We start from the raw sequence: 16942 nt of genomic DNA on the forward strand, positions 1-16942 counted from the left end.
CGCCGGCATTGTTCGCACCGGGGGAGTGATGATTCGGGAATCATTTTTGGCAATGCGCCCGCAAAAGCTTTGCATGCTTGGAATTCTGGTAAATCCGGCCACGGGGTTTGTCGATCAATTCCTTTGCAAGGAAGTCTTGATGGAGGGCTTTGTCCCGCGAGCAGAGCAGTCGCGCGCCCGACACCTGCGCCAAGGCGATGATGTGTGGGTCATCCGATTTGAGCGCTCCACTGGACGTGAAAGCTTGCTGTAGAGCGTCGATCTCAGCGTCCGGGTAAGCGTTTGCCTTTCCCGCCCTGTCCAATGCGACGATGAACTTCCAGACAGTCGAGAGTGCCTGATATTCCTTCCTAAGTTTCGAGCCGCCATATGCGAGTCGCCCGCCCTTTTCCATGATGGTTTCGAATACCGGCTGGAAGTCATCGCTCGGAGTCGGACTAAGGACTTCTAACGCGCAGTTCGCATCCACGATGATGCTCATGCCGATGCTCGGCTCATCAGTTTTAGTTCTTCCTGAAGGAAGAATTTTCGATAGCCAGCAGGGGCGTTACTGATATTTCCATACTCGTCCAATTCCATCTGATGAATCTTGATGTCCAGTCCTTGGCGCTCTAGATACAGCAACTGAACCTGATCTGGCTTAATTAGCTTATCTGCGACCGCAATTCTTATCCGATCAACCAGATAATCACTATGAGTTTCGATGACGAACTGCTTCTTTGAACTGGCTACCAATTCAGCGAAAAAAGTTCCTAAAGCCGCTTGCGCTTTCGGATGGAGGTGCACCTCTGGCTGCTGAATCAGTAGCATCTCCCGGTCGGGCGCTGTGATGGATTCCATCACGATAGGTAGCGCCTGGCTTACGCCATACCCCACATCAACCACGTTGGCGTCTGGGCCCTTCATCTTTATTCGAACCTGGAAGGGGTCGCTAGGTTGCTTGCCCAGGCGTTTAACGTCGATTTTCTCGAACAGCCCCGACGCTTGCCCGTACTTCATCAGCGCCGCTATTTCTGGCCCCGGCTCTTTCTGTCGCGCCGCAAGCAATCGAGCCAGTATGAGCGGCACGTGGTCACCCTCAGGCTTGAACTCATCATTTAGCTCGTCGTAGGTCCGCCTAGGTCTTGTTCTCAACGGAGAAAGAGCAGTGACGTGAGGCACGCTCAGGTGTCGTGGGCCGAACATCTCCTGAAGCACGTCTAATGTGCGTCCCACATCAGCGGTGATCTTCACGCCTTGATCTGACTTCGACCTCAAAGAGTCCACGTAGTAGGCAAACAAGTTATCGAGACGGAAACTCTTTGCCTGTAGCGGCTGCCTCGCTACTTTGAACTTGGCTCGCAGCGGCGCGCGTCCCGTTCCGCTTGGAGAGTGCCTAGTTAGCCCGAAATTCCTGAAAACGAGTTCGATCTCAATATCGCCTGAAGGAGCCATGCTGCCACGGACCTCGTTACCCATGAAGTACGCGATAAAGCTGTCCATGCGCGGCGTCCCATCCGCGCTGCGAAACGTGGCAGACAGCGTCTTCGGCTGCGCGGCATCGCCCAACTCCCACCCCAGTCCGAAGGATGTCGCCCGACCGTACTTACCCCCGCGGTAGGTGGCAATCGTGTCGAAGCTGCCCAAGTCAAACGGCGGTCGATTGAACAAGTTCTCCGCGGTCGGAAATTGAGGGTTCAGCGCCGCATGAATCCCGGCAAGAAGAGTAGTCTTCCCCGAGCTGTTCTCGCCAATCAAGACAGTTATTGGCCGCAGACGAACGTGGTGCGTCCCCTCGAAACCGCGTACGTTCGTGAGTGAAACCCTCATGGGCCTCCCATTTCATGAAACATGATGTCGCCGATAGTAACGTACTCAGCGTAGTCCGCATTCCAAGCCAACTGACGTTCAAGGCTTAGAACGATCATGAACCGGTGCACGCCTTGCCGTCGGATGGTCGTTTCATAATCGCGTGGAAACCACTTACTCTTGCCGAGTTTGATTCAGGTATCACTCGCTCAGGGCGAAACCAAATTGACTGATTCCGCTTAGCGTCACAACCAACCTCTGCGTCGCCCTAGTCGCCGCCACATAAAACAACCTCGCCTCATCCCCCACCTCCTCCCCCTCCTCCGGCATCTGCCCCACGCCAGGCACCGCGACAACGGGGAACTCCAGCCCTTTGCTCGCATGCATCGTCATCACCTTGATGCTGTTCGCAAGCGGCGCGAAGTCGCCGGAGCGCTCGCGCACCTGGTGCGGCAGCCCGCGGGCGCGCAGCACGCCGGCGCACTCGAACATCACGGAATGGCGGCGGCACAGGATGGCCATGTCGCCCCAGGCGTGGCCTTCCTGGTGGGCGGCGGCCAGCAGGTCGGCGATCTTCAGGGCTTCGTCGCGCAGGCTCGGAAGCCGCACGATCAGGGGCGCCGGGCCTTCGCGGCCGCAGCTCACGGGCTGCACCAGCGGCGTGCCGTCCTCGTCCTGCGCGTCGGGCTGCAGGAATTCGGCGGCCACCAGGTTGGCGGTCTGCAGGATCTGCTTGGTGTTGCGATAGTTGATCTTCAGGATGGTGGTGCGGCCCGCGGCCTGGATGCCCACGCTCTTGAAGCTGAACTTGCGATGGCTCTTGCCCTGGCCGTAGATGTTCTGCGCGCTGTCGTACAGCACCAGCAGGCTGTTGGTCTCCGGGTCCACCATCTGCGTGACCAGCTTGAACCACTCCGGCTTGAAGTCGTGGCCCTCGTCGATCAGCACGGCCTGGTACTGGCCGGCGGGAATCTGCTGGCGGTCCACGGCATGGATGACGTTGTCCACCATCCGGTCGAACATGCCGTTGCCCTGCGGCGGGATCGGTTGCCCGTAAGCCTTCAGCTGCTGGCGGCACCACTTGTGGAAGTTGCGGGCGTGCACGCGGTCGGCCAGTCCCTTGGCCTGGAACATCGCATCCAGCTTCACCGCCAGCGGCTCGTTGTAGCAAAGCACGAGCACCGGCTTGGGCGAAGGCAGCTTGGCCAGGTGCTCGGCGCGGTAGCCCAGGATCATGGTCTTGCCCGAACCGGCCACGCCGTGGATCACGCGGTGGCCCTCCCCAAGGCTGCGCGCCAGCTGCTCCTGCTGGATGTCCATCACGCGCATGATGTCCGGCAGGTCTTCGGAGGCTTCGTCGAACAGCGCCCCCTGCCCCGGCCCGGGAACGCGCACTTCCGGGAACATGATCCAGCGCACGCGATCCAGCTGCGGCAGCGTCATCGTCTGGCTGCCGAAGGCGTGCGGGAACATCTCCCACAGCCGCTGCTGCAAGGCCTCGGCATCCACGCTCTCCAGCATCTCGTCCTTGCAGATCACGAGGTGCGGCGGAATGGCCTCGCCCAGGCCGGCCTGCTCGAACTGCTGGCGGGTGATGTTGCTGAAGACGACGCCGTGGCCCCACGGAAAGGCCAGCTTGCCCTTGTGCGGGCCATCAGGCTGCACCAGCTGCGGGTCGCGCTCCAGCGCGTTCACCACCTGGATGGCGCAGTGCCTGGCCTGCATCACGGGATTGATGACGACCTTGAGCTGGCCGTCCGGCGCGATCTCGAAGCGCTCGCGCGTGGCACTGCGAATGGTGTCCAGCCGCCAGTCCTTGACCTCCAGGATCAGCAGGCCGCGGCGCGGATGGATGACGACGAAGTCGGGATGGGTCTGCTTCGGTCCCACGGGCACGTCGTACCAGAGCAGGTAATCGTCATCGAGCTTGTGCTCCAGGCGCTCCGCCAGGCGCCTCTCGCCCGGGGTCATGCGCGCCGCGCACGAGCCCAGGGCCGGTATCAATGTGGCCACTGCTTGTTCTTCCCCCTGCTGCGCATGATCCGCGAGGGAACAAGTTGTGACAAGTGTCGGTTTTCGTAGGGCGCTTGAATGCAACCCTTCGTGCTACAGCGCTGTAGCAAGCGGAGTCCCTCGCAGCCGCAAAGGGGGTGACTACCCCGCCTGCAGCACCCGAATCAACGCGTCGATCACGTCCTCGCCGTCCGGCGACTTCAGGCGCTGCTGCTTCAGCGATCGCGCCAGCTCCGCCTGCCCCAGTACGCGGTGGTCGGCGCGGATCAGGATGCCGGCGATCGCGCGCTGTACTTCGAGCGAGCGCGCCTGCGGGAACAGGCCGGCGATCGCACGCAGGCTTTCAGGATCGGACACGCGTTGCTGCGCCAGCGTGTCGAGCGCGCGCACCTGTGCGGCGGACGCGGGCATGCGCGCGATCGCGTTCGCAAGCACGCGCACTTCCGTTGCGTCCGACAACGGCCGGTGGCGCAGGTAGGTTTGCGCCACCGCGATCTCGTCGGCGTTGTCGCTGGCCACCGTGCGCACGACGCGCGCGCGGGCCTCGACGCTGCCCAGGCAGGCCAGCGTGGCGGCCGGGGCCACCTTGCCGTACTTCAGCGCTCCGCCAAGGAGCGGGCGCCACATGGCGTCGTCGGCGCCTTCGCGGCCGCGCGCGCAGGCCAGGTCCACTTCTTCGCGGCCCACCAGGCCGGCGGCCATGCGGTCCGACAGCATGCGCACGAATTCGGCCTGCTCCTCGGCAGGGGTGAGCCAGCCGATGTTCTTCGCCAGCGCCAGCATCCGCGTGCGCACGCCAGGCTCGTCGGCATCTCGCGTGAAGGTGAGGAAGCGATCACGCGCGGCCTTGTCGCTGGCGATCTTCGCGAACGCCGCGGCGGTCTTGCCCTCGCGGCGCTGCGCCGGGCTCATGGAACTGGTGAATTGCTCCAGGTCCTGCAGGACCAGGCGCACCTGCGCCATGTCCCGCTGCAGCATCTCGTGGAAGAAGGCGACCTTCTGCTCGGGGGCCAAGCGCTCGTCCACGAAGCGGCAGGACTCGGCGCGCGCGCTCGCCTGAGTGTCCGCATCGCGCAGGCCGGGCGTCACCGTCATCGAACTGGGAGCGAACAGGCTGAGCAGCTTCGCGCTCACCTGGCCGCTGCCGACCTCGCCCGCCGGGGCCGTCTGGAAATAGCGATCGAGCAGCGGACCGGCGTAGCGCCCCAGCGGCGCCTTCGACGAGAAGCCGTAGAGGACGGGCACGTCCTTGAAGATCTGCCGCATGCGGTCCCGGTTGCTGCGGGCGTAGCGTTCCCCCAGCAGGGCCGAGAGGCGCGCCGCATCGGGCTGCGAATGGCCCGAGCGCATCAGCGCGCGCACGATCTCGCCGGACGCCACCTGCTTGGGCTCCGGCTGCAGGGTGTTGCAGCCGAACAGGTAGACCTCCTTCAGGTGCGCGAACACGCCGGGGCACGAGTCGCTGCAGGACGCCTTCTCCATCTCGGCGACGGTCAGGTACTCGCTGGTGTCATGGCGGTCGGTGTAGAACTCTTCCCCGCCGTCGAAGTGGCCGGAGATGATCAGGGCGTCGCACGAGACCTTCTGCTCGCACGCGGACGCCAGCCAGTCCTTGCGTCCGCGCTCGACCAGTTCGACGAAGCGGTAGTCACCGGGCGGCAGATGGCGCCGGAAGGTCTCTTTCTCGTCGGGCGAGTTGACCGTGATCGTGCACACGGTCCTGGGCGCGGCGCTCGCGCCGAAAGAGGCGCTGGCCGCCAGCACGACGCCGGCCAGCACCAGGGCTCTGGAGATCGGAATGGGAAGGGGCATGGAGCGTGACCTGCTGCAACTCTGCGCCGCGCAGGGCGAGTATTCCACAGCGGTACGGCTCAGCCAGGCATGCGCGCGCGCAGCAACGAAAAGCAGGCGAAGCTCAGGAAGATTCCTGCAGTCGCTGGATCAGGGCGTCGACCATGTTGTCGCCCGGAGACGGCTTCAGGCGGTTTTCACGCAGCGTGCGCAGCAGCTCGGGCGAGGCGATCGACTTGCGGTCGGCACGGATCAGCACGCCGGCGATGGCGTTCTGCACCGGCCACGAGCGCGTCTTCGCGAACAGCTGCTCCAGCGTCTGCACGGTTTCGTGATCGGAGAGGTAGTGGCGGGCCAGCACGTCGAGCGCGCGGGCCTGCGCCTCCGGTGCGCTCATGCGGGCGATGGCGCGCGTGGTGACGCGCAGCTCGTTCGCATCCGCGATGGGGCGGTAGCGCAGGTAGGCCTGCGCGATGCGCACGTCCGCGTCCGATGGGCTCACCAGCGCCTCCAGCACGCGCTCGCGCGCTTCCGCACTGCCCATGCAAGCCAGGACGGCGGTCTGGCCGATGCCGCCCCCGCGCGCTTGCGCGGCGATGCCGTCCAGCGCGCCATCGAGGTCGCCGTTCTTGTTGAGTGCACACGCGAGGTCCACGTCCGGCCCGGCCACGTTCTTGCGGGCCAGCACGTCGCCGAACATCTTCACGATCTCCTCGCGCCGTTGCGAACCGGAAAGCCAGCCCAGGTCCTGCGCGACGTCGATCATGCGCGCGCGGGTCACGGCCTGGTCGGCGTCGCGCGCGAAGGCCAGGTAACGGTCGCGGGACGCCTTGTCGTTGGCGATGCGCTCCAACGCCTGTGCGACCTCGGGCTGTGCCCGCTCGCTGGCGGTCAGTCGGTCGGTGAAGCGCTCGATGCGGTCGAGCAGCAATCGGGATTCGGCCACGGGCCTTTGCAGCAACCCCTGGATGGCGGCGAGCCTCTGCGCGGGCGCCATCCGGTCGTCCGCGAACATGCAGACGTCCTGCCGCAAGGCGGACAACGGGTCTCCGGCGGAGATCCCGCGGGCGGCCACCATGCCGTGGCTGGAAAACTGCCGCAGCAAGCCGCTGCTCGGCCGGCCCTTGCCCACCTCCGAAATCCCGGAGCCCTGGAAGTACCGGTTCAGCACGGAGCCCGCGACCGGGCCGAGCGGCGCCACGCCGGAAAAGCCGTAGACCACCGGCACGTCCTTGAAGAGCACCCGCATGCGGTCGCGGCTGCTCTCCCCGCGCTGCTGGCCCAGCAGCCGCGCCAGCCGCGACGCCTCCTCGCCGGACTTGCCTTCCCGCAGGTAGCTGCGCGCCACCTCGCCCGAGATGGTGTGCTGCGGCTGCGGGTTCAGCGTGTTGCAACCGAAGAGGTAGACCTCCTTCAGGTTCGCGAACAGGCTGGGACAGGAGCCCGAGCAGGACACGCGCTCGAGCTCCTCGATCGGCAGGAATTCCTGCTTCGTCAGGGAATCGGAAAAGAACACGTTGCCTTCGCCGTGGTGACCGGAGATCACCAGCACGTCGCAGGACACCTTGGCCTCACAAGCGGACGCGAGCCATTCGGGGCGGTTGCGCTCGACGAGTTCCACGAAGCGGTACTTGTCCGCGGGAAGGTAGCGGCGGAAGGTCTGCTGTTCGTCGGCCGAGTTGATCGTGATGGTGCACACCGTCTGCTTTTCCGCCAGGGCGAGCGGGGGCAGCAGGCAGGCGGCCAGCAGGAGAAGCGATCGACGAAGGCGCGCGGACGGGCGCATGGCGTGCGGACTTCCCGAAAGGTTGGGACGCAACTATCTGTTGCGTGGCCCACGCAGGCCTGTAGGAACCATCGCCACACCGCAAGTCGGCTCGCATGCCGCGTGGAGGTAGTTGCGAACCTGCGGCTGCGGAATGCGGCACTGCTCGACCTTGGCCCGCGTGTCGTCACCGCGGCGTGTAAACGGCCGCGTCCACGGCACTTTGCTGTAGCGGTGCTGTGCAAGAATTCCCTTGCGCACCTTCGCGCCCCTCCCTGGAGAAATACACCATGAAGAAGCTTGCCGCACTCGCCCTGATCGCATTCGCCGCCACCGTCGCCCACGCGGAGGATTCCGCCTGCATGGCTGCCGCCAAGGAGAAGAAACTGGCCGGTGCTGCCCAGAAATCGTTCGTGAAGAAATGCGAGACCGACGCCAAGACCAAGTGCGAGCTGGCCGCCACCGAGAAGAAGCTGGCGGGCGCTGCGAAGAACAGCAACGTGAAGAAGTGCGTCAAGGAGACCGGGCCGGCCGCCTCCTGACGCACAAGGTCCCGCGCGGCCGCAGCTCTTGGGCTGCTTGCGCCGCGCCGGACGAACAGCCCGCCCGTTGCGCCGACGGGGCGGCTGCCATCCTTGCCTGGCCTGCGTGCATCAGCGCGCGGGCACGACCACGATGTTGTCGCCCGTCTTGCCGCGCTGGCCGGTCGCGCCCGTGTCGCCGGTGCTTCCGGTCGCGCCGGTGTTGCCGGTCAGGCCCGTCGTGCCCGTGTTGCCCATGGCGCCGGTGCTCCCGGTGAAGCCGGTGGCCCCCGTGTCACCGGTCAAGCCGGTGGAGCCGGTCTGGCCTGAAGCACCGGTGGCGCCTGCGGGTCCGGGCGGGCCGGGAACCACGACGACGGCGGGTGCCGCGGCGGGAGCGGGTGCGACGACCGCGGGCTCGCGCTGGCATGCGGCCAAGGTGATTGCCGCCAGGGCGGCGATCGAAAGGGTTGCTGCGAATTTCATGGGAAGTCCTGCCATCGAGCGAAAACCGCTTACCCCCTGGCAGGGATTTGCATGAGGCGCAGTTCAGCCGTGCAAGCCTGCGCTTGCACGGCCTGCGGCACTGTGCGGTGCCGTACGTTCCGCGGACCGTTGGCGCGATTGGGGACTTTGGCCTACAGCAGCGCTACGGCCGTGTGCAGGCCTTCGGTCACTTCCCCGGCTTCAGCACCACCTTGGTCCAGCCGTTCTTGCGCTGGTCGAAGTTCTCGTAGGCCTCCGGCGCCTTGGCCAGCGGCAACTCGTGCGACACGATCATGGAGGGCTTGGCCTTGTCGTGTTCGATCAGGCGGCTCAGGAACCGGTTGTAGGCCTTCACGTTGGCCTGCCCCGTGCCCATGCTCTGGCCCTTGAACCAGAACTGGCCGAAGTCGAAGGCCATCTGGCCGCGCTTTTCCAGCCGGTCCTCGGCATTGGGATCCTCCGGCACGAAGACGCCGACCACGCCGATGCGGCCCGCCGCCTTGACGGTCTTCACCAGGTTGTTCATGGTGAGGTTGGGCACCTCCTGCTTGTGCATGCCGCAGCACTGGTAGCCCACGCACTCGCAGCCGCGGTCGGCGCCCTTGCCGCCGGTGAGCTCCAGGATCTTCTCGACGCCCGCGTCCTCGGTGTTGTCGATGGCCACCGCGCCCATCTTCTCGGCCAGCGCCAAGCGGTCCTTGTGGGTGTCGACCACCATCACCAGCGCCGCGCCCTTGATGAGGGACGAATACGCCGCCATCAGCCCGACCGGCCCGGCGCCGTAGATGACCACCGTCTCGCCGGGCTTCACGCCCGCGAGCTCGGTCGCGTGGTAGCCGGTGGGAAAGATGTCGGCCAGCATCACGTAGTCGTTCTCTTTTTCCGCCGCGTCGCGCGGCAGCACCAGGCAGTTGTAGTCGCCGTAGGGCACGCGCAGCAACTCGGCCTGCCCGCCGCTGTACGGGCCCATGCCGGCAAAGCCGTAGGCGGCGCCCGCATTGCCGGGGTTGCAGGTCAGGCAGAAGCCGCTCAGGCCCTGCTCGCAGTTCTCGCAGAAGCCGCAGCCCACGTTGAAGGGCAGGCAGACGCGGTCGCCCACCTTGATGCGGTCCACCGCGCTTCCGACCTCGATCACTTCGCCCAGGTTCTCGTGGCCGAGGATGCGGCCCGGCTCCATGTCGGTTCGGCCTTCGTACATGTGCAGGTCCGAGCCGCAGATGTTGGTGCTGGTGATCCGGACCAGCACGTCGGTGGGCCGTTCGATCTTCGCGTCCGGCATGGTCACCACCTGGACGTCGCGGGGTCCCTTGTAGACGAGGGCTTTCATGCGGGCTCCTTTACCGGCGCGGTGGCCTTCTTCTTCAGCTGCAACTTGCGCTTGGCCAGCGCCACCGCCAGGCCGCGCAGGTCCAGGTCGGAGTACTGGGCCTTCAGGAAGATCTGCTCGCGCTCCTCCAGCACGTGTTCGTCGATGAGCTTGGCCAGCTTCTTTACCGTCTCGTCGAGCTTCTTGTCGCCGGCCTTCATGGCCTCGATCTTGGCGATGGTCTCCTTGGCCTGCGCATGCTCGTGCAGCGCCTCGTCCATCAACGGGTCGTCGCCGGTGGCCTTGCGCACCTCAGGATAGAAGATCTCTTCCTCGACCTGGGCGTGGATGCTGATCTCCTGGCAGATCTTCGCGGCCAGGGCCTGCCGGTCCCTGGGTGGCGCACCGTCTTCGCACAGCGCGTCGTAGTTGATGAAGAGTTGCTTGACCATCTTGTGGTCCGCATCGAGCAGGTCGATGGCGTTTTCGTAGGCAATGGGTTCGGTCATGGGGTCCTCTAGTCGCGCGACGGAAGCGCACGGGACACTCTAGGACGCACGGGCCGCCGGAACGTCGGCACCGCGCGGCGTCGTTTGTAGGAAGCAAGGCGACGCGGCGCGCGGGTGCGCGCGCGCGCCGGCGCGAGCCTCAGCAGGCAGCCTGGGCCCTGCGGCCGAGGCACCAGCACCTAGTCGCTGCGCACCGAGGTCATCGCATCGATGTTCTGCCGCCGGTCCCGCAGCGAGCCGGAACTCTTGCGGAACTTGATCGGCGCGATCTCCGGCCGCACCTGGATCGGCGCGGGTGCCTGCTGGGGCTGCACCTCGCCCAGCACGCGCAGGAAGGTGGACATCACGGTGGCCGGGTCGTCGTCGAAGGCGCCGTGGGCGCGCGCCTGTGACGCGGGGCCGGTGGCGGGGTCGGCCTGGTTCGGGGCGATCACCAGCTGGTGCTGCGTGCCGTCGAACAGCGCGCGCTCCTTGGGGCCCAGGCACTTTTCCAGGCCCAGCAGGGGAACCCCCTCGCGGAAGTCCGGCAGCACGCCCGGCAAGGCGCTCGGGATGCGGATCTTGTCCTCGAACGCATCGGACACCAGGTACAGCAGCGACTTGTTGTAGATCTTGGCGCAGTTGTCGTCGCGCTCGGTCTTGTCGTTGAGCACGTAGAGGCCGAAGCGGCCGATCAGCTTCTTCTCGATCGCCGGCCGGTAGTGCTTGTTGAACAGCGCCATCGTGCAGGCGGGCGCCCACAGGCTGCAGCTGGCGATGGGCACGCCCGCGCCGGCGAGCGCCGTGGCCACGGGGCCCAGCAGGATGGCGCCCGCGCTGTGGCCCACCAGGTGCACCTCCGCGCCCGAGGCATGCAGCTTCTGCACGTGGTCGACCACCAGGTCGGCGGCGCCGCCGGCCTTGCTGGCCGCCAGCGCGTTCTCCTTCATCTCGTCCCAGGCGCGCTTGCCGGTCAGCGCGCGCGCCAGCGGCTCCAGCGCGTCGTCCAGGCGATCGAGCATGAAGTCCTTGGCGGCGTCGAGCGCGCCTTCCGGGCGGCGGCGGCGCACCGCGTCCTGCAGGATGTTCTTGACCGTCGTCCAGTAGTCGGTGCGCCAGATGAAGGCCAGCGGATAGACCTCCCTCTCCAGCAGGTGCGGGCGGTATTCGGCCAGGCGCTGCACGGCCGCCTCTTCGCCGACCAGGCCGCCGTGGGCGTACAGCAGGATGCGCGGCTTCTTCCAGCCGCGGGTGACGCGCGGGATGTCCTCGTCGAAGATGTGCTGCAGGCCCTGCGGCGTGGTGCCGTAATCGCCGCCGGCGCGCAGCTCGCCGTTGTTGCCCACGCTGACGATGTGCGGCCGCAGGTCCGCGAAGGAATATGCGATCGACTCGCCGGCCGCCGCCGAGTGCGCGGTGGCGGTACCTTCCGCGGTGCGCAGCGTCACCGGCGCGCCCAGGCGCGCGACCCACACGTCGGTGCCGTTGCGCAGCCAGTCGTCGTAGCTGACGCGCGCGAAGCCGCCCGCGCCCCAGGTCGGGCCCCAGGAGTTCTGCAGCCAGAAGCCCTCGTCGTCATAGGCCACGATGGCGAACGCGTGGCCGCCGATGATGCGCTCCGAAAAGCGGATGACGCCGTCGCCGCCCACCTGCTGCCAGCCGTCGTGCACCATGCTCGTCGCATACAGCACGCCAACTTCGGCGATGGCCGAGTGCATGGCCACCAGGTCCTTGTGGTTGACGCGGAAGTAGGCGCCCAGCGGCCGCTTGCGCGCCTCCGAGGTCCGCATCTCGGTGAGCCCCTTGCCGTCGTCCTTGCCGGCGGAGGGATAGAGCTCCTCGCGGCAGACGCCGTGCTTGTGCCAGCCCTTCATGGCGCCGCGCGCGCTGGAGCCTTCGTAGTCCTCGCCCGGCCACTCGTCGTAGCGGCGCGCCATGGTGTAGAGCATGCGCGGGCTGACCGGCACCTTGTCGGGAATCACCCGGCGCCGCAGCTGCAGGTAATTGGCCACCGTGGCCAGGCCGTAGCCGGTGCACGCGCCTTCGCGGCCCTGGTCGAGGATGGGCACGTCGTAGTCGAGGTAGTCGCCCAGCGGGATGTGCGTCGGCACCTCGGTCAGCGTCGGCACGTACATGGTGTCGCGGAAGTCGGTGGTGTCCGGCCGCGCGTCGAGCGTGCGGTCCACCGGCTTGGCCACGGCCCGCGGCTTGATCTCCCGGCCCGCGTGCTCCATGCCGCGCTCGAACGGGTGCCACGGCTCCTGCACCGGCGCACTGGAGGGCGGCGCCATCGCCGGGAACTGCGACGCCAGCACGGCCAGGGCGCGGTCGTAGAACTTCTGGCGCTCGGCCAGGCCGTTGAAGCCGCCGTTGATGCGGCGCGTGATTTCCTTGAAGTCGCCCTGGTCGGCCAGCGCATTGAGCCCGTTGCGCTGCCAGAAGAGTCCCGCGACCGCGAAGCCCGTCTCCGGCGTCGCCGCCAGCTCGGGCTGCGCCACCAGGTCCAGGCCCAGCAGCTCGCCGTACTTGCGGTAGTTGGCGCGGCCGGTCACCTGGATCGGCCCGCGACCCTTGTAGCGCTTGCCGTCCCCTGCTTCGGTGTTGCCCAGCCGCTTGGCCAGGTCGCTCTGCGGTTCGTAGCGATCCTGCGCGGCCGTGGGACCCCAGATTTCCTCCATGAAGCGGAACTCGCCCGATTCGTGGGCCAGCTGCGCGACGAAGGCCGCGGCGCGCCGCAGGTTGTCGTCGATGTCGAAGCGCTTCATCGCCTCCAGCAAGGCCGGGGTGAATTGCTGCAGGCGCGCACGCGAAGCGTTGCGCATGATCTGTTCCAGGGAACGTTCGTCCAGCATGGGGGCCTCCGTGGCTGAAAGCAGCCGTCGCGGGGACCTTAGTCGCCGACCCTTGCGGGCGACATCCGCCAATTTGGCTAAGCAGAATGACTAACGCAGCGCTGCGCTCCGCGCCTGCGCGGCACGCGTGCTCGACAGTGATGGCGGCACCGCGCACGCGACGGTTCTTCTATGCTCGGGGCAGATTCATCCCCTTGCCTTCGATGCCCCTGGACCTTGCCCGCATCCGTGCCCTCTGCTTCGACGTCGACGGCACCATCGCCGACACCGACGACCGCCTGGTCGCGCAACTGGCCGCCCTGCTCGCCCGGGTGCCGGGCGTCAGCGGCCGGCGCGGCGAGCGCGCGGCGCGCCAGGTGGTGATGGGCCTGGAGACGCCGGTGCACGGTGCGTACGCGATGCTGGACCAGCTCGGGCTGGACGTTCCGCTGACGCGGCTGCGCACGCGGCTGCGGGCCATGAAGCAGCGCCAGGCCGATCCCGCACACACACGCAATCCGGAAGCGCTGGACGAGGTGCCGCACGACATGGTGGCGGGCGTGCAGGAGATGCTGCAGAAGCTGGCCGGGCACTACCCCATGGTCACCATCTCCACCGGCGGCGCGCCGCGCGTGGAGCGTTTCCTGGAGCACTACGGCGTGCGTGAGCTGTTCACGGCGGTGATCGGCTCGCAGACCACGCGCCGCATGAAGCCGCACCCGGAGCCGCTGTTCTACGGCGCCGAGAAGATGGGCGTGGACCCGTCGCAGTGCCTGATGATCGGCGACACCACCATCGACGTGCGCACCGGCGTTGCGGCCGGCGCGCAGACGGTGGGCGTGCTGTGCGGCTTCGGCACCGAGCGCGAACTGCGCGAGGCGGGCGTCGACCTCATCCTGCGCACCACCTCGGACCTGCTGGCGGTGCTGCATCCGGCCGAGGATGCCCTGGGCAAGACGGCAAGCCCGACGCCGACGGAATAGCGCTTTACTCGATCTTGATGCCGGCGGCCTTCACCACCGCGCCGTAGCGGGCCAGGTCGCGCGCCATCTCGTCGCGGAACTGGGCCGCGCTGCCGGGCGTGGCCTCGATGCCCAGCGTGCGCAGCTTGTCGCGCGCCTCCGGGTCGGCGAGCACGGCATTCAGTTCGGCATTCAGGCGCGTGGCAATGGCCGGCGGCAGGCCCGCCGGCGCCAGCAGGCCAACCCAGGAGTCGACCACGAAATCGGGGACGCCCGCCTCGGCGAAGGTCGGCACCTCCGGCAGCGCCGGGGAGCGCGTGGCGCTGGACACGGCCAGGGCGCGCACCTTGCCGCTCTTGACGAAGCCATGCGCGCCGGCCACGGCCGTGTAGACCAGGGGAATGTTGCCGCCGATCACGTCGGTCAGGGCCTGCCCGCCGCCCTTGTAAGGCACGTGGACGAGGTTGGCGCCGGTGCGCATCTTGAGCAGCTCGCCCGCGATGTGGGGCGTTCCCCCGGTACCGGAGGTGCCGAAGGACAGCCCGCCGGGCGTGGACTTGGAGACGCTGACGAGGTCGGCCACCGACTTGACCGGTGCATTCGGGTAGGCCACCAGGATCAGCGTCGCGTTGCCGATCTTGCCGATGGGGGTGAAGTCCTTGAGCGTGTCGAAGGGAAGCTTGGCGAACACATGGGGGTTGATCACCATCGTCCCGTCGAAGCCCAGCACGAGGGTGTAGCCGTCCGCGGGGGCGTCCTTCGCCAGCGCCATGCCAATGTTGCCGGAAGCGCCCGGCTTGTTGTCGACGATGACCTGCTGCCCGAGCCGGCGTCCCAGGAACTCCGCGACCACGCGCGCACTGGTGTCTGTCACGCCGCCCGGCGTGAAGGGCACGACCAGCCGGATCGGCTTGACGGGCCAGGCGTCCTGCGCCAGTGCCGGCGCCGTGCCGAGGGCGAGCGTGGCCGCGGCCAGCGTGGTCGCGGCGATCCATCGCCTGCGCGTCGTGCGCGGGAGGAAGGGAGTGTTGGGGATCATGCTTGCTTGTCTCCGTTGTCGTTTGTTCAGGGTGTTTCGGCGTGCCGGCGGTCGAAGTCCCAGACCTCTTCGAACCCCATCAGCCTGGTCAGGTCGCCAAAGGGCATCAGCGGCGCGGCAAGGCCCGCTGACGAGCCGTGCCGGCGGATCTGGGCATAGGCGGCGCGCATGGCCTCGGTGGCAGCGAGCAGCGCGGTCACCGGGAAGATGGCGATCTTGTAGCCGATCGCCTCCAGGTCCGCCTGCGACAGCACCGGGGTGCGGCCGCCCTCGACCATGTTGGCCACCAGCGGCCGGTCCAGGGTGCGGCCGATGCGTTGCATCTCTTCGACCGACTCGGGCGATTCGACGAACAGCACGTCGGCGCCGGCTTCGGCGTAGGCCTCGGCGCGGCGCAGGGCTTCGTCCAGGCCCAGCGCGGTGCGGGCGTCGGTGCGGGCGATGATGAGGAAGTCCTTGTCGCTGCGCGCTTCGACGGCGACCCGGATCTTGCGCACCATGTCCGCCATGGGCACGACGCGCCGGCCCGGCGTGTGCCCGCATTTCTTCGGGAACTCCTGGTCTTCCAGCTGGATCGCCGCCGCGCCCGCCGCCTCGTAGCCGCGCACCGTGTGGGCCACGTTCAGCAGGCCGCCGTAGCCGGTGTCGCCATCGGCGATCAGGGGCGCCGTCGCCATGGAGGCCATGGTGCGCACCCGCTGGACCATGTCGGTGTAGGTCGCGATGCCTGCGTCGGGCAGCCCCAGGTGGCTGGCCACCGTGCCGAAGCCCGTCATGTAGAGCGCGTCGAAGCCGAAGCTGTCGGCCAGGCGCAGTGACACCATGTCGTAGACCCCCGGCGCCACGACCAGGCCGGGCTGGCGCAGGCGCTGCGCGAGGGAAACGCGGGAAGCTTGGGAAGGATCCATGATGGACGTGCCATGAGTTGAAGCGCCGTGCGAGTGTACGGGGGCGTCCTCGACTAGGGGTCCCTGGAGGCCGTGGGCGTCGCTGCTGCCCGCAGGCGCGAATCCGGGTCCGCCCCTCAACGCGGTCTGGACTCGATCAGCTTCACCAGCGCCCACAGCACGCGATTGGCGGGCGTCGCGATGCCCAGCGCCTCGCCGCGCCGCACGACGTAGCCGTTGAGGAAGTCGATCTCGGTCGGCTTGCCGCGCGCGAGGTCCTGCGCGGTGGACGAGTACTGCGCCGGCATGCTCTCCACCAGCTTGCGGGCGGCGGCGTGCGCATCGGCCGATACGGTCACGCCGTCGGCCTGGGCCACGGCCAGGCATTCGTCGACCACGTCGCGCATGACGTCCCAGATGCCCTCGCCCCGCACGTTCTCGCCATAGGGCCGCTGGGCGATCGCGGACACGGCGTTGTAGGCGCAGTTGAGGATCAGCTTGAGCCACAGCGCGCCGCGCACGTTGTCCGAGATCTCGGTCGGCACGCCCGCCCCGCGCAGCGCATGGGCCGCGGGCTCGCTGCCGGCCGCCGGCTCGATCACCAGCTCGCCTCTGCCGTGGTGCCGCAAGTGGCCGGGGCCGGCCATTTCGGTGGCGACGTACACGACTGCCGCGGCCACCGCGTGCCGCGGCAGCACGGAGCGCAGCCGGTCCGCGTTGTCCACGCCGTTCTGCAGGCACAGCACCAGGGCGTCCGGCCGCAGGAAGGGCGCGAGGGAACGGCCCGCTTCCTCCGTCGCCATCGACTTGACGCTGAACAGCACGAGGTCCGCATCCTGCGCGCCGCTCGCTTCGGTGACCGCGTTCAGCCGCACCTGCTCGTCGAAGGTCCGGGTCTCCATGCGCAGGCCGTCGCGCCAGATCGACTCGACGTGCTGCGGCCGCGTGATGAAGGTCACGTCGTGGCCGGCGCGCGCGAGCATGCCGCCGAAATAGCAGCCGACCGCGCCGGCGCCCATCACGGCGACCTTCAGCTTCTGTCCATCCATGAGCCAGCTCCTGGTT

Annotated in this window: 14 protein-coding genes; 2 read left to right on the forward strand and 12 right to left on the reverse strand. The window is 67.4% G+C overall.

Features of this window, described 5'->3' with window-relative positions; genetic code table 11:
• Window positions 1-40: 40 nt before the first annotated feature.
• The 5 genes from AC1DSA_RS07685 to AC1DSA_RS07705 form a co-directional block, all read right to left on the reverse strand.
• On the reverse strand, window positions 41-481 hold the full coding sequence (locus AC1DSA_RS07685) for a hypothetical protein (RefSeq protein ID WP_477887710.1): 441 nt from the start codon (window positions 479-481) through the stop codon (window positions 41-43).
• Window positions 478-1809 (reverse strand): DUF3696 domain-containing protein, encoded by a 1332-nt coding sequence (locus AC1DSA_RS07690; protein ID WP_477887712.1) that lies wholly within the window; start codon window positions 1807-1809, stop codon window positions 478-480. Before AC1DSA_RS07690 ends, AC1DSA_RS07685 begins: the two co-directional genes overlap by 4 nt.
• A gap of 180 nt (window positions 1810-1989) precedes the next feature.
• Entirely contained in the window at window positions 1990-3759 is a 1770-nt protein-coding gene (locus AC1DSA_RS07695) for a DEAD/DEAH box helicase (RefSeq protein WP_477888038.1), read from the reverse strand.
• A gap of 183 nt (window positions 3760-3942) precedes the next feature.
• Entirely contained in the window at window positions 3943-5613 is a 1671-nt protein-coding gene (locus tag AC1DSA_RS07700; RefSeq protein ID WP_477887714.1) for a hypothetical protein, read from the reverse strand.
• 103 nt (window positions 5614-5716) lie between these two features.
• Entirely contained in the window at window positions 5717-7378 is a 1662-nt protein-coding gene (locus tag AC1DSA_RS07705; RefSeq protein ID WP_477887716.1) for a hypothetical protein, read from the reverse strand.
• A 269-nt stretch (window positions 7379-7647) separates the two neighbouring features.
• On the opposite strand from AC1DSA_RS07705, the gene AC1DSA_RS07710 reads away from it, so the two are divergent.
• A complete protein-coding gene (locus AC1DSA_RS07710) occupies window positions 7648-7899 on the forward strand; it encodes a hypothetical protein (protein WP_477887718.1) in 252 nt (83 codons plus the stop codon).
• Window positions 7900-8010: 111 nt separating this feature from the next.
• On the opposite strand, the gene AC1DSA_RS07715 is transcribed toward AC1DSA_RS07710, so the two are convergent.
• From AC1DSA_RS07715 to AC1DSA_RS07730, 4 genes are all read right to left on the reverse strand, one after another.
• The gene (locus tag AC1DSA_RS07715) at window positions 8011-8364 is read right to left on the reverse strand and encodes a collagen-like protein (protein WP_477887720.1); all 354 of its coding nucleotides are present in this window, start codon (window positions 8362-8364) and stop codon (window positions 8011-8013) included.
• Between the two features lie 187 nt (window positions 8365-8551).
• A complete protein-coding gene (locus AC1DSA_RS07720) occupies window positions 8552-9691 on the reverse strand; it encodes a glutathione-independent formaldehyde dehydrogenase (RefSeq protein WP_477887722.1) in 1140 nt (379 codons plus the stop codon).
• Window positions 9688-10179 (reverse strand): hemerythrin domain-containing protein, encoded by a 492-nt coding sequence (locus tag AC1DSA_RS07725; protein WP_477887724.1) that lies wholly within the window; start codon window positions 10177-10179, stop codon window positions 9688-9690. Before AC1DSA_RS07725 ends, AC1DSA_RS07720 begins: the two co-directional genes overlap by 4 nt.
• 179 nt (window positions 10180-10358) lie before the next feature.
• Window positions 10359-13010: a glycoside hydrolase family 19 protein gene (locus AC1DSA_RS07730; protein ID WP_477887726.1), complete on the reverse strand. Its 2652-nt coding sequence runs from the start codon at window positions 13008-13010 to the stop codon at window positions 10359-10361.
• 203 nt (window positions 13011-13213) lie between these two features.
• On the opposite strand from AC1DSA_RS07730, the gene AC1DSA_RS07735 reads away from it, so the two are divergent.
• The gene (locus AC1DSA_RS07735) at window positions 13214-13972 is read left to right on the forward strand and encodes an HAD family hydrolase (RefSeq protein WP_477887728.1); all 759 of its coding nucleotides are present in this window, start codon (window positions 13214-13216) and stop codon (window positions 13970-13972) included.
• A 4-nt stretch (window positions 13973-13976) separates the two neighbouring features.
• On the opposite strand, the gene AC1DSA_RS07740 is transcribed toward AC1DSA_RS07735, so the two are convergent.
• The 3 genes from AC1DSA_RS07740 to AC1DSA_RS07750 all read right to left on the reverse strand — a co-directional run bounded on the left by AC1DSA_RS07740 (window position 13977) and on the right by AC1DSA_RS07750 (window position 16911).
• Complete coding sequence (locus AC1DSA_RS07740; RefSeq protein ID WP_477887730.1) at window positions 13977-14990, reverse strand: Bug family tripartite tricarboxylate transporter substrate binding protein; 1014 nt, start codon at window positions 14988-14990, stop codon at window positions 13977-13979.
• Window positions 14991-15016: 26 nt separating this feature from the next.
• Window positions 15017-15898: an isocitrate lyase/PEP mutase family protein gene (locus AC1DSA_RS07745; protein ID WP_477887732.1), complete on the reverse strand. Its 882-nt coding sequence runs from the start codon at window positions 15896-15898 to the stop codon at window positions 15017-15019.
• Window positions 15899-16014: 116 nt separating this feature from the next.
• Window positions 16015-16911: a ketopantoate reductase family protein gene (locus tag AC1DSA_RS07750; RefSeq protein ID WP_477888040.1), complete on the reverse strand. Its 897-nt coding sequence runs from the start codon at window positions 16909-16911 to the stop codon at window positions 16015-16017.
• Between the last annotated feature and the right edge of the window lie 31 nt (window positions 16912-16942).

The organism is Ramlibacter sp. P4_H7, from assembly GCF_056400765.1.

Coding starts and splice junctions, on each gene's coding strand:
- AC1DSA_RS07685 (WP_477887710.1), bottom strand. CDS start 481: ATGAGCATCATCGTGGATGCGAACTGCGCGTTAGAAGTCCTTAGTCCG.
- AC1DSA_RS07690 (WP_477887712.1), bottom strand. CDS start 1,809: ATGAGGGTTTCACTCACGAACGTACGCGGTTTCGAGGGGACGCACCAC.
- AC1DSA_RS07695 (WP_477888038.1), bottom strand. CDS start 3,759: ATGACCCCGGGCGAGAGGCGCCTGGCGGAGCGCCTGGAGCACAAGCTC.
- AC1DSA_RS07700 (WP_477887714.1), bottom strand. CDS start 5,613: ATGCCCCTTCCCATTCCGATCTCCAGAGCCCTGGTGCTGGCCGGCGTC.
- AC1DSA_RS07705 (WP_477887716.1), bottom strand. CDS start 7,378: ATGCGCCCGTCCGCGCGCCTTCGTCGATCGCTTCTCCTGCTGGCCGCC.
- AC1DSA_RS07710 (WP_477887718.1), top strand. CDS start 7,648: ATGAAGAAGCTTGCCGCACTCGCCCTGATCGCATTCGCCGCCACCGTC.
- AC1DSA_RS07715 (WP_477887720.1), bottom strand. CDS start 8,364: ATGAAATTCGCAGCAACCCTTTCGATCGCCGCCCTGGCGGCAATCACC.
- AC1DSA_RS07720 (WP_477887722.1), bottom strand. CDS start 9,691: ATGAAAGCCCTCGTCTACAAGGGACCCCGCGACGTCCAGGTGGTGACC.
- AC1DSA_RS07725 (WP_477887724.1), bottom strand. CDS start 10,179: ATGACCGAACCCATTGCCTACGAAAACGCCATCGACCTGCTCGATGCG.
- AC1DSA_RS07730 (WP_477887726.1), bottom strand. CDS start 13,010: ATGCTGGACGAACGTTCCCTGGAACAGATCATGCGCAACGCTTCGCGT.
- AC1DSA_RS07735 (WP_477887728.1), top strand. CDS start 13,214: ATGCCCCTGGACCTTGCCCGCATCCGTGCCCTCTGCTTCGACGTCGAC.
- AC1DSA_RS07740 (WP_477887730.1), bottom strand. CDS start 14,990: ATGATCCCCAACACTCCCTTCCTCCCGCGCACGACGCGCAGGCGATGG.
- AC1DSA_RS07745 (WP_477887732.1), bottom strand. CDS start 15,898: ATGGATCCTTCCCAAGCTTCCCGCGTTTCCCTCGCGCAGCGCCTGCGC.